Raw genomic sequence first — 14,829 nt, forward strand, 5'->3', positions numbered from 1 at the left:
ATGCTAGAGCTTGGTGCCGCGGTGCAGGGCGACGATGCCGCCGGTCAGGTTGTCGTATTCGACCCGTTCCAGTCCGGCGTCGCGCATCATGCCGGCCAGGGTTTCCTGGTCCGGGTGCATGCGGATGGATTCGGCCAGATAGCGGTAGCTGTCAGCGTCGTTCGCGACCAGCTTGCCCATCAGGGGGAGCATCTTGAACGAATAGACATCGTAGATCGGGCGCAGCGGCGCCATCGGTTGCGAGAACTCCAGCACCAGCACGCGCCCGCCCGGCTTGATCACCCGGCGCATCTCGGCCAGCGCGCGCTCCTTGCGGGTCACGTTGCGCAGGCCGAAGGCGATGGTCACGCGGTCGAAGTAGTCGTCCGGATAGGGGAGCTGTTCGGCGTCCGCCTGCACGAAGTCGAGGTTACCCACATGGCCCTCGTCCAGCATGCGGTCGCGCCCGGCCTCCAGCATCGAGGCATTGATGTCGCAGACCACGATCTGACCCTTCGGTCCGACCCGTGGGGCAAAGGCCCCGGCGAGGTCCCCGGTGCCGCCGGCCAGGTCCAGGATCTTCATGCCTGGGCGCACGCCCGTGCGCTCCAGGGTGTAGCGCTTCCAGATGCGATGGACGCCCATGGACATCAGGTCGTTCATGACGTCGTAGCGCGAGGCGACCGAATGGAACACCTCGCCGACCCGCGAGGCCTTCTCGGACTCGGGGACGCTCTGGTAGCCGAAGTGGGTCTTGCCGGATTCTTCTTTCATCAAAGTGCCGTTGTCAGTGCGTCTTGCGCTCGTGTCCGGCCTCTTTCAGCCGATCCAGGTAATCCTGCCACAGTCGCTCCTGGTTCGTGCCGAGTTCGTGCAGGTAGTCCCAGTCATAGATGCCGGTGTCGTGCCCGTCGGAGAACACGAGCTTCACCGCATAGTTTCCGACCGGCTCGATCCCGGTGATGTTCACGTCTTCCTTGCCGACCTGCAGCACCTCCTGGCCCTTGCCGTGCCCGCGCACCTCGGCCGAGGGCGAATACACGCGCAGGAACTCGCAGGGCAACTCGAAATGCGAGCCGTCCGAATATGTCAGCTCCAGGATGCGCGACTTCTGATGCAGCTGGATATCGGTGGGTCGGTGGGTACTGCTCATGCGGCCTCCAGAATCCACAGTCCGGGCGCCGCCCGAACCGAATCAGCGGACCGCCAAACGGCGGCCATCAATGGACTGCGAGGATACCAGCCCTGCGGGCCAGCGTGGCATCTCCCCGCGCACCGCAGGTCTGCGGATCTTGACACCCTTTGGGTGGCGCGTCAGAGTCCGCAGCCTTATTCATGGAAAGGGAATGTCCATGACTTCGCCACGGATTGGCGTGCCCCCATCTCGACAAGAGTCGGACGACGAATTCCTTGCGCCAGGTGCCTGGATAGGCCGTCGTGCTCTCCCGCGCCTTGCGGACGATCGCCGCGCAGAGTCGCAGGACCGCCGTTTTGCCTGGTGTTCAGCCCCAGGGTCTCCTGCTCGCATCGCCGAGGCCGCTTCTTTCCGGCCGTTCGGGAGGGTGGCCTCATGAGGTCTGCCCTGGTCACCGTTGTATTCGTGCTGGCCTGCCTGGGTGCGGTGTATACGTTGCTACCCGAGGTCCGGCATGGCGTGAACCTCTTCGCGGCCGAGTTCGCTCGGGGGTTCAAGCAAGGGTTTTCCTCGACCGCAGGTGGCGTCCCTCTTCCGGGGTGGTCTCCGGATCACTCGTCAGAGCTTTCATCCGAGGTTTCGACCGGGCGGGGTGGTTCGGAGCCGCGTTCCCTGGGCGATATCCGGGACCCGAGTATTCCGGCTGGTTCTGGCGCTGACGTTGACCTGAAGGGCTACGGCAACGTGCCGAACCTGCGCGTGGCCCTGGAGCGCGACGACAGCGGCCGTTTGCGCGAGCATGTCGAGGCCTTTCGAAACGAGACCGACGTGCAGGCGCGTGCCGCCCGCATGAAAGCGTTGCTGTTTGAATGGGCCGGAGCCGCCGACGTCGATCCGGAAGACCGGGGGCCGAACATCGATGGCCGCAAGCTTGTCACCCTGGAGGCCTTCCTGGACAGGGATTTCCGCCAGCAGGGCAGCCCCGACCCTCGCCCGGGAGGAGCATCGGAGTTGCACAAGGCCTTCGCGATCTTGAAAACGGCGATGTACGGCGAGCTCATGCGGCAGACGCACCTGGCGCCCTACTTCGATGCGATCAGCTTTGCCCTGAACGAATCCGGTCCCGGCTTCGATTTCTCCGATACCACGAGCGCCCTGAAGGAGAGCTTCGAGCGCGACCCGGCCCGAGGGCTGACCGATTTGTTCGAATTCGAGCGGGCGGGTGGCGAGCGCCTGCGCGCAATGGGCTTCGATCCCTACCGCCTGATGCGCGACTGGCTGGTCGAGGCTGGGGGCGACCCGAGTGTGCAGGCGGCGCTATCGGCCCTGGGCTGGGACGGCGTGCGCATGGGTGGCCAAGGCACGGTGGAGCGCGAGATTGTCGTGGCCCGCAATGATGCCGCAACGCTGAAGGCCGGATCCGGCGGTGACTGGCTGCTCGGGGGCGATGGCGACAATGTCCTGCAGCCCGGGCCCAGTGACGATCTGTTGTATGGCGGCGCTGGCGACAATACCTACCGCTTTGACGTCGGTACCGGCCATAACATCCTGGTGGAGATGCACGGAGACCGCGGCCGTAGCGTACTCGAGCTGGGCCCGGACATCCGCCCCGAAGATGTCGATGTTCACGTCGAGGACCACGAGCTGGTGATCGCCCACCGAAATGCCAAGGACAGCGTCCGCATCCAGAACTGGTTCGGCTCCATCAACCCGGAACGCCACCGTCTGTACGCCGTTCGCCTCGCCGACGGAGAGATCATCGATCTCCCCGAGGCATTTTCCGCCGTAAGACCGTAACCGTGAATAGCGTGTCGCAACATACCAGCCGCACAGTTTCTATCAGACCGATGCTGCCTGATTTGCTCGCAGATCCCCCAACACTTGGGGGCGCCGGAAGCTATCGCCGGACTGTTCGGCCAAGCGCAAGGGGCGAGGTTCTGCATTCTTCACAAATGCTGCCCGTAGCGCGAAAGGTAAGACCGTGCCGCGATGGCCCGCGCTACACGTCCGGCATCCCCCTGAACCTTTGGCAAGGTTTCGTCGCGGCGTCTTCGGCCACACTGAGTGTGAGATGGGCATGAAGCAAGGCGTAATCGACTGGTTTGAGGGCGTGCCCGGCCCTACTGAAGACCAAGATCGACGCTGGCGTCGGGTGCGATGGGGGTTGGTGGGTGTCGCTGTGTTGGCGAAGGTTTTGTTGTGGTACGTCCTGTATTACATGGACGTGAATAACCCACCCACTTGGCTGAGTGTCCCGACCGAGTGGTTACTCGCCAACGTGCCGGCCGCTCAGGGACGTACCAATTTCGCTTATAATCTCAGAGATCAGATGCCTTACATATTCGCGATCGCATTTTTTTATTCGATCTTGGTTGCGGCGTCTTTTTTATTCTTCAACCGCCGCCGCATGGTGGTTTTAGGAGTAGTAAGGATTATTGGTGAGGGTGTCTCTCCTAAGATAGCATTTGGTTTGCTTTTTGGATGGGTTCCGATGGTATTGATCGTCTATTTCGGGCTATATGCGTTTTCTTCTGACGTGACTCATTCCGCTGAAAAGATTGGCCTATCGAGTATGCAGGAGTGGTCTTTTGCGGTGATGATTTATTGGGTCCCAATGTACGGTTTAATTGGTGCAATACTGGGTCAGCATCTGGTGTTTTTTCGTGACGTCCTGGTCCGCACGCTGCGTGGCTAGGCTACATACTTTACAGGGAGGTAAAGAGCATGTCCGATCATGATGATAGGCTTTGGTATTATGACGATGAGGGGGTGTTGAACATTGTTGTTACCCCGAATCCACCTGATGAGTCTGATGATTCTTCGCCAAGCGGAACCGACGTCGTTAGTGTTATATCCTCGGCAAGCGATATATTTCTTAGTTCCCTTCAGGACGTTGGGAAGAAATTTGGGGGGATGTCAAACGACGATCTGAAATCATTCAGAGCGTTTTCGTACACGCGGGCCGGTGTTTTGAACATTATACATCTTGGCATAGCTGCAGCGGAAGGCGACTCGTCAAAAGTCGCTAAGGTTGCGACGAGCATTGCGGTTGGGGTGGCTGTCTCCGCCGGGACGGGTGTTGTGTTAGCCGGGGTATTCCCTGTGGCTGCTACAGCTGCCATCGCGGCTACGGTAGGTGCCGTTGCTGGGCATTTTGCAGCGGAATGGTTGAAAGATGAGCGGGTTACCGATTGGCTGCGAGATAATCTGAATTCGATCAATGATAAGATTGATGCTGCGACCGAATGGTTCGGGGATCAATGGGATCGCGTGACGGAAGGCGTTGCAGACGTCTTTGAGAGGACCAAAGAGGCGGTGGCGGATACGTGGGACGATTCGGTGGATTGGGCCCAGGCAGCGGCCGATGCGGTTCGGGATATGGTGCGGTCTGCTTGGGGCTTCTGGACCAATAACTTCATCAATGACGTGCGAGACTTCTTCAACCGCGGCGAATCCCACGCCTCCCCCATCATCCTGGACCTGGACGGCAACGGTATCTCCACGCTCGGTCTGGAGGCCGGGGTGCAGTTCGATCACAACGGCGACGGGTTTGCGCAGGCGACCGGCTGGGTGGGGCCTGCGGATGCGCTGCTGGCGATGGACCTGACCGGGAACGAAGAGATCGAGACCGGCAGCGAGTTGTTCGGCAATGCCAGCGAGATTGAGGAAGGCGTGACCGCCATGAACGGCTTCGAGGCGCTGGCGATCCACGACACCAACGGCAATGGCCGCATCGACCCGGGCGACGAGGCCTGGGGCGACCTGCGCCTGTGGCAGGACACCAACGGCAACGGCGAGGTCGACGACGGTGAACTGTTGACCCTGGACGAAGTCGGCATCGGTTCCATCGATCTGGGCTACACCAACTCCACCTACGTGGATGAGCATGGCAACGAACATCGCCAGATCGGCCGGTTCGAGTGGGCGGACGGCCGCGAAGGCGAGGCCACGGACGTGTGGTTCATCCAGGACACCGCGCAGACCGAGGCGCGCGAGCGCCTGGACGTGCCGGAAGACATCGCCACCCTGCCCGACCTAATGGGCTACGGCGAGGTGCATGATCTGCATCAGGCGCTGGTGCGGGACGACAGCGGCCAGCTCCGCGAGCAGGTCGAGGCCTTTATGGCCGAGACGGACGTGAAGGCTCGTGAAGCCCGCATGGAGAACCTGCTGTACGAGTGGGCGGGCGTCAGTGACGTGGACCCGGAGGGCCGGGGCTCCCATATCGACGGGCGCAAGGTCGCCACCCTGGAGGCGTTTCTGGGGCGGGAGTTCCGCCAGCATGGCAGCCCCGACCCGAGGGTCATGGCTTCGGGTGAGCTGCGCGCCGGCTTCGACATTCTGCAGACGACCATGTACGGGCAGATGATGCGCCAGACCCATCTGGCGCCCTATCTGGAAGGGATGGACCTGGTCTTCGATGAAGACGGTATCCGCATCGACTTCGCGGGCACCACGGAGGCCCTGCAGCAGCAGTTCGATGCGGACCCGGCCCGTGGCGTGGCGGACCTTCTGGAACTGCAGCGCGCGACCGGCGAACAGCTCTCGCCCATGGGCTTCGACAGCCATGGCGTGCTGCGCGACTGGCTCGCGCAGGCAGGTGATGATCCGGCGGTGCAGGATGCCCTGGCCGACTTCGGCTGGGACGGGGTGCGCGCCGACGGTGAAGGTACGGCCGCCTCCGAGATCGTGTTTGGGGGCAACGACGGTGCGGAGCTTACCGCCGGTTCCGGCGGCGACTGGCTGCTGGGCGGTGATGGCGATGACGTGCTGCAGGCCGGCTCGGGCAACGACATCCTGTATGGCGGTGCCGGCAACAACACCTACCGTTTCGATGTCGGCCAGGGCCACAACACGATTATCGAGATGCACGGCGACAGCGGCCACAGCGTGCTGGAGTTCGGCCCGGAGATTCGCGCCGGCGATCTGGACATCCGCGCCGAGGGCAGTTCGCTGGTGCTGGCGCACAGCAACGGTCGTGACAGCATCACCATCGAAAACTGGTTCGGCAGTGCCGATGCCGAGCGCCACCGTATCAACACCCTGCGCTTCGCGGATGGCCACAGCTTCGACCTGTCCCTGCTACAGCTCGGCTCGACCCAGGGCGACGAGCTGACCGGCGGGACGGAGAACGCCATCCTGGTGGGCAATGAAGGCGAAAACACCCTGACCGGTGGCTCCGGCGACAACTGGTTGCACGGCGGTCGGGATGCTGACGTGCTGGTGGGTGGCGAAGGCGACAACCTGTTCGTGGTCCGGCACCGGGATGATCAGGTGATCGCGGAATCGGCGGATGGCATCAACACCGTGCAGTCGCACGTGTCGTTCACCCTGTCCGACAACCTCCACAACCTGACGCTGCTGGGCCGTAGCGGGGTCAACGCCACCGGCAACGAACTGGACAACGTCCTGATCGGGAACTCCGGCAGCAACCGGCTCGACGGGGTCGCGGGTGCCAACACCATGATCGGTGGCCGCGGCAACAACACCTACGTGGTGCACAGCACCGACGACGTGGTGATCGAGCAGCCGGGCGAGGGGAACGACACCGTCCAGTCCCACATCGACTACGTCCTGCCCGACAACGTGGAGAACCTGCACCTGCTGGGCAGCGAGGATCTTAATGGCACGGGCAACGAGCTGAACAACGAGCTCATCGGCAACACCGGCGACAACGTGCTGCACGGCGTGGCGGGCAACAACTACATCGATGGTCGTGGCGGCGCCAACGTCATGATTGGCGGTGCCGGCGACGACACCTATGTGGTGCGCAGCGACGACGACCTGGTGATCGAACAGCCCGGCGAGGGCAACGACACCGTGCACTCGTACATCGATTATGTCCTGCCGGACAGCGTGAACAACCTGACACTGATGGGCGGCGCGGATCTGGATGGCACGGGCAACACGCTGGACAACGTGATCACCGGCAACACCGGCGACAACGTGCTGAATGGCGTGGAGGGCGACAACTACATCGACGGCCGCGCCGGTGCCAATATCATGATCGGCGGCGCGGGCGACGACATCTACGTGGTCAACAGCGAGGACGACGTGGTGATCGAACAGTCCGGCGAGGGCCACGACACCATCCGGTCCTCGGTGACCTACGCCCTTCCCGACAATGTGGAGGATCTGATCCTCACCGGTTGGGCCGATATCGACGGGACCGGCAACGAGCTGGACAACTACATCCAGGGCAACAATGGCGACAACGTTCTCAACGGCGTGGCCGGCGCGAACGTGATGGCCGGTGGCCGGGGCGACAACACCTACATCCTCAACAGCGAGGAGGACGTGGTCATCGAAAAGCCGAACCAGGGCAACGACACGGTGATCAGCCCCTTCGACTACACCCTGCCGGACAACGTGGAGAACCTGACGCTAGTGGGCGATGCCCGGGTCGGGCGCGGCAACGACGAGGACAACATCATCATCGGCACGGAACGCCCCAATCACCTCTACGGCGTCAGCGGCAACAACGTGCTGGTGGGCGGCAGCCGCTCCGCCAACTTCCTGTACGGGGGTGACGGGGACAACACGTACGTGGTCAGCAACCCGGGCACGAAGGTGATCGCGCAGGAAGGTGGTGGCACGGATACCGTGAAGGCGGAGACCCACTTCCGGCTGCCCGATCACGTGGAGAACCTTACCCTGACCGGGGACGGTGACTATTGGGGCCGGGGCAACGAGCTCGACAACACCCTGATCGGCAACGACGGCGACAATGTCCTGCGCGGCGAGGGTGGTGACAACTTCATCCACGGCGGTCGCGGTAGCAATGTCCTGTACGGTGGCGCGGGCAGCGATACCTATTTCTTCGAGCGCGGAGACGGGCACGACCGGATCGTCGAGCGCGCCCGCGACCCGGGAGAGGACACCCTGCTCCTGGGCGAGGATATCGCGGCGGACCAGCTCTGGTTCCGCCAGGACGGTCGCGACCTGGCCGTGGAGGTGATCGGCACGGATGACCGCGTCACGGTGGATGCGTGGTTTGGTCCGCAGGGCGAGACCCTGGATCAGGTGGAACTCTCAAGCGGTGAGGTATTGGCGGCGTCCGAGGTCAACAAGCTGGTGCAGGCTATGGCCGCGTTCGACCCGCCGAGTGCGGACGAGACCCGCATCCCCGAGGCGTACCGGGAGCAGCTCCAGCCCGTGGTCGCTTCCGCGTGGCAATGAAGCGGTAGCCACCCGCGGGGCCGGTTCTTCGCGGCCGCCCCGCTTTTCCAGTTCAACTCCGGCGGCCCGATTAAGCGGGCCGCCGGCTTTTGCATGTCCCCGGCACGGATGCCGGTGACGGATCAAGCGAGGCAGCATGGATTCGCCAGGGAAGGCCGCCCCGGACCCGCACGACGAGAACGGGGCCCTCGACACAGGACTGACCGCGCTGGCGATGCTGGCGCAGTATCACGGGGTGCCGGCCAACCCGGCGCAGCTGCGCCATGAGTTTGCCCCGGATGGTCAGCCATTCGATTTCGATCGCATCCTGCACGGTGCACGGCATCTGGGGCTCAAGGCCAAGCGGGTCCGGACGAAACTAGCGCGGCTCGAGCACACGCCCCTGCCCGCGATCGCTCAGGCTACCGACGGGCGCTTTTTCGTGTTGGCGCGCGTCGGCGAGCAGGGCGTATTGGTGCAGCACCCTGGCCGGGGACAGGCGGAGCGAATGTCCTGGGAGGCGCTAGAAGAGCTGTGGTCCGGCGAGCTGGTCCTGCTCACCTCCCGGGCCTTGCTCAGGGCGGAACTGGGCAAGTTCGACTTCACCTGGTTCGTCCCGGCGCTGGTCAAGCACCGCAAGCTGCTGGGCGAGGTGATGCTCGCCTCGTTTTTCCTCCAGATCTTTGCCCTGGTCACGCCGCTGTTCTTCCAGGTGGTGATGGACAAGGTGCTGGTCCATCGCAGCCTGACCACGCTGGATGTGTTGGCGATCGGCCTGCTGGCGGTGATGGTCTTCGAGGTGGTGCTGTCCGGGTTGCGCAGTTATATCCTGGCGCACACCGCCAGCCGCATCGATGTCGAGCTCGGGGCGAGCCTGTTTCGCCACCTGATCCACCTGCCCATGGGCTATTTCGAGTCACGTCGAGTCGGGGACTCGGTGGCCCGCGTGCGGGAGCTTGAAAACATCCGCGAATTCCTGACCGGCAATGCGCTGACGCTGGTGCTGGACCTGTTGTTTTCGGTCGTCTTCATCGCCGTGATGCTGCTCTACAGCGGGTGGCTGACGCTGATCGTGATCGCCTCGCTCCCGCTGTACGTACTGATCTCGGTGCTGATCACGCCACCGCTGCGGGCGCGCCTGCACGAGAAGTTCAACCGCGGGGCCGAGAACCAGGCCTTCCTGGTCGAGAGCATCAACGGCATCGACACCCTCAAGACCATGGCGGTGGAGCCGCAGACCACCAAGAAATGGGACGAGCAGCTGGCGGGCTATGTCTCGGCCGGGCTGCACACCACACGTCTGTCGACCATCGCCCGCGAGTTGATCTCGCTGGTGGGCAAGCTGGTCACGGTGGGTACGTTGTGGCTCGGGGCCCGCCTGGTCATCGAGGGGGACCTGACCGTCGGCCAGCTGATCGCCTTCAACATGCTGGCGGCCCGCGTGGCACAACCCATCATGCGGCTAGCCAATATGTGGACCGACTTCCAGCAGGTGGGGATCTCCATGCAGCGTCTTGGCGACATCCTCAACGCGCCGACCGAGTCCTCGTTCGCCAACCGCAGCAACCTGCCGCGTCTGGAGGGGCGCATCGAGTTCGATCAGGTGCATTTCCGTTACCGGCCCGACGGCCCCGAGGTGCTGCGCGGGCTCAGCCTGGAGATCCCGCCCGGCCAAGTGCTGGGCGTGGTGGGTCGCTCGGGCTCGGGCAAGAGCACGCTCGCCAAACTGATGGCGCGGATGTACGTCCCCGAACGCGGGCGCGTGCTGGTGGACGGGACCGACCTGGCGGTGGCCGAGATCAGCTCGCTGCGCCGCCAGATCGGGGTCGTGCAACAGGAGAACATGCTCTTCAACCGGTCGATTCGCGAGAACATCGCCCTGGCCAGTCCGGGCGCATCGCTGGAGCAGGTGATGACCGCCGCCCGCCAGGCGGGCGCGCATGACTTCATCCTGGAAACGCCCGAGGGATATGACACAACCGTGGGTGAGCACGGCTCCAGCCTCTCCGGCGGGCAGCGCCAGCGCATTGCGATCGCCCGGGCGCTGATGAACGATCCCCGCATCCTGATCTTCGACGAGGCCACGAGCGCGCTGGACTACGAGTCGGAGCGGCTCATTCAGCAGAACATGCAGCACATTGCGCGCGGGCGCACGGTCATCATTATTGCGCACCGGTTGAGCGCGGTACGCCGTAGCGATCGCATCATTGCCATGGAGCACGGCCAGATCATCGAGTCCGGTAGCCATGACGAACTGGCGGGGCGCGAGGGCGGCTTTTATGCGGGTCTGCTGCGCATGCAGCGAGAGTGAGGGACGGCATGGGCATTCTGCGCAAGGCCTGGGGTGACCTGGGAGGACGCTATCGATGGGTATTCGCCCGTGCCTGGGCGCGGCGGCGGGAAATGGATCCGCCGCGCCGCCAGACACACGAGCATGAGTTCATGCCCGCGGCCCTCTCCCTGCAGGAGACGCCCGTGCATCCACTGCCCCGGGTGATTGTCGGCGCCATCCTTTTGCTGGCGGTACTCGCGCTGATCTGGGCGACCCTGGGGCGCATGGACATCGTGGCGGTTGCCGAGGGCCGAGTGGTACCGGATGGACGTACCCAGACGATCCAGGCTACCGAGACGGCCAGCGTGCATGCTATCCACGTGCGCGACGGCCAGCGCGTGAAGGCGGGAGAGATCCTGATCGAGCTGGATCCGACCCTGCCCGGGGCCGATCTGGAGCGCCTGGGCGTTGAGTATCGTTCCACGCGACTCACCGCCGCGCGGTCGGAGGCCTTTCTCGAAGCCCTGGAGGCGGAGGAAGGAATCCCGCTTCTCAACACCGGCTACCCCGTCCCGGAAAACGCAAGGCGGCTCGAGGAGCGCGTGCTGGTCGGGCATGTCCACCACTACCGTGCACGGATCCAGCAACTCCAGGCGGAAACGGCCCGGCGTCAGCAGGAGGTGGAGGCGACCCGGGCGATGGTGATCAGCCTGGAAAACACCCTGCCCATCATCCGCCGTCGCAGCGAGGATTTTCGCCAGTTATCCGACCAGGGGTTGGCCGCGGCGCACGAACAACTGGAGCTGGAACAGAACTACATCGAGACGACGCATCAACTGATCGCCCAGCGCGCGCGCCTGGCCGAGGCGGAAGCGGCGCTGCACGAAGTCCGGGAACAACGCGAGGCCTTGCGCGCGGAGAGTCGTCGTGAGGCGCTGGATATTCTGCACCGGGCGCGTTCGGACGCCGAGTCGCTGCGCCAGGACCTGATCAAGGCGCGCCGCCTGGACGAACTGACCCGCCTGCGGGCCCCCGTGGATGGCACGGTCGAGCAACTGGCGGTGCACACGGTGGGTGGGGTCGTGGAGCCAGCCCGTCCGTTGATGGTCGTGGTTCCCGAGGACGGGGCCGTCGAAGTCGAGGCCACCCTGCCCAACAAGGACATCGGCTTTGTCCGGGCCGGCCAGGAGGCCGAGGTCAAGCTGCAGACGTTCCCCTATACCAAGTACGGCACCATCGACGGTGTGGTGACGGACGTCTCGCAGGATGCGGTGCAGGACGAGCAACAGGGACTGGTCTTTGTGGTACGTGTCCGCCTGGAGCAGGACACCGTGGATGTCCATGGCGAGGCGGTGCGCATCGCACCGGGCATGATGGCGACGGTCGAGATCAAGATCGGTTACCGCCGGATCATCGAGTACTTCCTCGCGCCGTTGCTGCGCGCCGCCAACGAGAGCCTGGGGGAGCGCTAGGGAGACGCTGATTGAATCGCGCGCTCGCGCTCGAGTCGCTTTTGCGTGCGCACAAGGCGCGGTGACTGCCGTGCAGTCATTCTGCACAAGGGAGCAGCAACGCCGTGCGCGCGCAAAAGCGGCCGAGCCCGCTCTTTCAATCACTTGTCGGGTTGGTGCCCCCTGTTCCCCGATCCTTCGTTGCGCCGCTTGCGGGTAGAACCACTACGCGCTGCACGACGCGCCTTGTCTCGGAAAACAGGGGGCACCAACGCGAGCGCGCGATTCAATCAGCGTCTCCCTAGGCGATAGGGCGGCATCGCATGATGGAAACGTTCGTGTTGGAGTCGGTCTGTGTACTGACAGGGCACGGTTAATGATCTGTCACCGCGCTGTATGGGCGAGCTGCAAAGCGATCAGCGTCCCATTGGGTTAGTTGCGGGGTTGTAATGCCCACAAGCGATACATGCTCGGCTTGGCTCTCATCGCTGCCCAGTGTCGTGAGGATGGGCTGAGTCCCTTCTCTGGAGTCAGATTGCCGCCGGTTTTTGTGCGCGGGGCATTGTTTGTGCGAAGGGAGCGATTAGCTCCAGGCGGTGCGGGCGCGGTGGTAGAAGTCGGAGTCTTCGCTGGTGGCGCCCTGCAGGGAGCAGACGGCGGCTGCGAACCCGAGCGCGCGCTCCAGCGTGGTCGCCCAGGGCCAACCGTGTTGCTGGCCGATGATGGCGACACTGGCGAAGGCGTCGCCGGCGCCTACGGCGTCGCGGAAGCCGTCGACCGCGGGGGCTGGGGCCTGCCAGTGCTGGCCATCGGTGGTGTGGATGGCTGCGCCGTCGGCGCCGTGGGTGATGATCAGGGCGGAGCGGATCGCGGCGCGTTCCAGGAGCGCCGCCGAGCGCTCCGGTGCGGCGACGTCGGGGGCCAGCGTGGCCGCCTCGTCGGTGTTCAGCTTGACCACGTCGGCCCCGCGCATCAGCGCGAGGACGTCGTCAGGCTGGTACCACGGTGCGCGCAGGTTCACGTCGACGAAACGATGTTGTGCGCGGGCCTGTAACCGTTCCAGTAGCTCGCGGTTGTCCGCGCGCAGGGCGAGCGTGCCGTGATAGAGGAGGCCCGCGGTGTCCGGCAGCTGGTCCGCCCATTCCGCCGGAACGGTGTCATAGGCCTGGTCAGGGACGATGGTGTAGGTCGGTTCGCCGTCTTCCAGGGCGATGCGGACCTGGCCGGTGGGGGCCGCGGGGTGCCTGTACAGGCCGCGGGTGTCCATCCCGATGCGGTTCATGCGCTCGCGGATGCTGCGGCCGTCCGCGTCGTCCCCGACTCCGCCCACGAAACAGGCGGCCTCGCCCAGCTGGTGCAGGTTCCAGGCGACGTTGAAGGGCGCGCCGCCGAGGACGCGCGTACCGTCGGGGAAGCAATCGAACAGGACTTCGCCGAAGATCAGGTGGGGTTGAGGCGTGCCGTTCATGGGTTCCCTCGGCAGTGGATCAGTCGCCGGCCCGCTCGATGCGGTCACGGCCTCGCTTTTTCGCTTGTAGCAGCGCGTGGTCGGCGGCATCGAATATCGCCTCCGGGGCGGCGGCGGGATCGATTCCGGCCAGCCCGGCGGAGATGGTGACCTTCAGACGCGTCTTGCCGGAGCGCACGATCAGACGGTCCACAGCGTCGCGGATGGTATTGGCCTGGCTGTATGCAGCGTCAGGCTCGCGATGGATGATCATCACGAATTCCTCCCCGCCGTAGCGCGCGACGAAATCCGGCTCGCGCACGCCCTCGGCCAGGATCTCGGCGACCGCCCGCAGGACCTTGTCGCCGGCAGTGTGGCCGTACTCGTCATTGATGGTCTTGAAGTGGTCGATGTCCCAGACCAGCAGCGAGGCCGCGCCCGATTTCTCGAGTTCTGCGGGGAGTTGCTCCAGCCGCTGTTCGAAGGCCATTCGATTGGGCAGGCCGGTGAGGCTGTCGCGACTGGCTTCGGCGCGCGCCTGCTCCAGCCGGTTGCGCAGTGCTTGCACCTGACCCTCCAGGCTGCGGCCCTTGGAGCGCAGGAGGCGGTTCCGTTCCTGCACCACCTGCAGTTCGTCTTCCTGCTCGTTCCGAAACGTGGTGACGCGCTCCACCATGCGGTCGAGACCGCGGGTCACCTCGGTGCGCAGCGTCGCGAGGTCCTCGACGTCGACCACCCGGCCTTTGATGTGCTCGACATCCCCGGAGATCCCCGCGTGCAGCTCGGAGACCGATTCCCGGGCGCGCTGGCCGCGCGCCTCGTCTTCGGACAGGGCGGTATCCACGTCTTCCAGGCGGTGCCAGATCTCGCCGACGACCTCGGTGAGTTCTTCGCGCTCCGTCATTGCCTGCTCGCACTTGTCGTGCATCACCGAGAACAGGCGTGTGAGGGTGCGTTCGATCTCTGCCTTGTCGCGCCGATCGGCGGCCCGGGTGAGGGCCTCCAGCTCGGGGTCGAGGAATTCGAAGCCGAGCAGGCCACGCTGGACGACCGCGAGGATGCCGTCGGCCAGGTCCTCTCGCTGATCGCTGGAGCGCACGGCGTCGGCCAGCTGGCCGCTCAAGCGATCCAGCCAGGCGGTGTCGCCGGGGTCGGATTCGATGGCGCGGGTCAGGTCGCGCACGGCGCCTTCCAGTGCCGGCACCTTCGCGGAGACCACCGCGAGCGATCGCAGGGCGACGCGGCGGATCGCGTCCTGCAGGGCTCGCTCCCGATCCAGCGAGCGCTCGAGCTCGATAATGGTCTTGCGCAGATCGCTATCGGACATCGGGAAATCCCGGATAGTAGGCGCGCCTATTTAAACGCGGAAATGGGGTGGATGCCAGGG

At 64.5% G+C, this 14,829-nt stretch carries 9 protein-coding genes; 5 read left to right on the forward strand and 4 right to left on the reverse strand.

Annotation, left to right across the window (positions count from 1 at the left end; all coding sequences use genetic code 11):
• Positions 1-3: 3 nt before the first annotated feature.
• Complete coding sequence (gene ubiE, locus G335_RS0103765; RefSeq protein ID WP_018168865.1) at positions 4-753, reverse strand: bifunctional demethylmenaquinone methyltransferase/2-methoxy-6-polyprenyl-1,4-benzoquinol methylase UbiE; 750 nt, start codon at positions 751-753, stop codon at positions 4-6.
• A 13-nt stretch (positions 754-766) separates the two neighbouring features.
• Entirely contained in the window at positions 767-1,132 is a 366-nt protein-coding gene (locus tag G335_RS0103770) for a gamma-butyrobetaine hydroxylase-like domain-containing protein (RefSeq protein ID WP_018145031.1), read from the reverse strand.
• Positions 1,133-1,549: 417 nt separating this feature from the next.
• Here G335_RS0103770 and G335_RS0103775 point away from each other — a divergent pair, with 417 nt between their 5' ends.
• The 5 genes from G335_RS0103775 to G335_RS0103795 all read left to right on the forward strand — a co-directional run bounded on the left by G335_RS0103775 (position 1,550) and on the right by G335_RS0103795 (position 12,016).
• Positions 1,550-2,911, forward strand: coding sequence for a calcium-binding protein (locus G335_RS0103775; RefSeq protein ID WP_026304758.1), 1,362 nt, complete (start codon positions 1,550-1,552; stop codon positions 2,909-2,911).
• Positions 2,912-3,185: 274 nt separating this feature from the next.
• Positions 3,186-3,809, forward strand: coding sequence for a hypothetical protein (locus tag G335_RS0103780; protein ID WP_018175962.1), 624 nt, complete (start codon positions 3,186-3,188; stop codon positions 3,807-3,809).
• Positions 3,810-4,282: 473 nt separating this feature from the next.
• Positions 4,283-8,293, forward strand: a complete 4,011-nt coding sequence (locus tag G335_RS0103785; protein WP_018175963.1) for a calcium-binding protein — start codon at positions 4,283-4,285, stop codon at positions 8,291-8,293.
• A gap of 136 nt (positions 8,294-8,429) precedes the next feature.
• Positions 8,430-10,583 carry a type I secretion system permease/ATPase gene (locus tag G335_RS0103790; RefSeq protein ID WP_018175964.1) on the forward strand — a complete coding sequence of 718 codons (2,154 nt, stop codon included), beginning with the start codon at positions 8,430-8,432 and terminating at the stop codon, positions 10,581-10,583.
• A gap of 8 nt (positions 10,584-10,591) precedes the next feature.
• Positions 10,592-12,016 (forward strand): HlyD family type I secretion periplasmic adaptor subunit, encoded by a 1,425-nt coding sequence (locus G335_RS0103795; protein WP_018175965.1) that lies wholly within the window; start codon positions 10,592-10,594, stop codon positions 12,014-12,016.
• A 562-nt stretch (positions 12,017-12,578) separates the two neighbouring features.
• Here the strand turns inward: G335_RS0103795 and G335_RS0103800 are convergent.
• Both G335_RS0103800 and G335_RS0103805 read right to left on the reverse strand, forming a co-directional pair.
• Positions 12,579-13,463, reverse strand: coding sequence for a carbohydrate kinase (locus G335_RS0103800; protein WP_018168869.1), 885 nt, complete (start codon positions 13,461-13,463; stop codon positions 12,579-12,581).
• 19 nt (positions 13,464-13,482) lie between these two features.
• The gene (locus G335_RS0103805; protein WP_018175966.1) at positions 13,483-14,769 is read right to left on the reverse strand and encodes a GGDEF domain-containing protein; all 1,287 of its coding nucleotides are present in this window, start codon (positions 14,767-14,769) and stop codon (positions 13,483-13,485) included.
• Between the last annotated feature and the right edge of the window lie 60 nt (positions 14,770-14,829).

It is taken from the genome of Thioalkalivibrio sp. AKL8 (assembly GCF_000380525.1).
In the GTDB taxonomy this organism is placed as follows: Bacteria; Pseudomonadota; Gammaproteobacteria; order Ectothiorhodospirales; family Ectothiorhodospiraceae; genus Thioalkalivibrio; species Thioalkalivibrio versutus.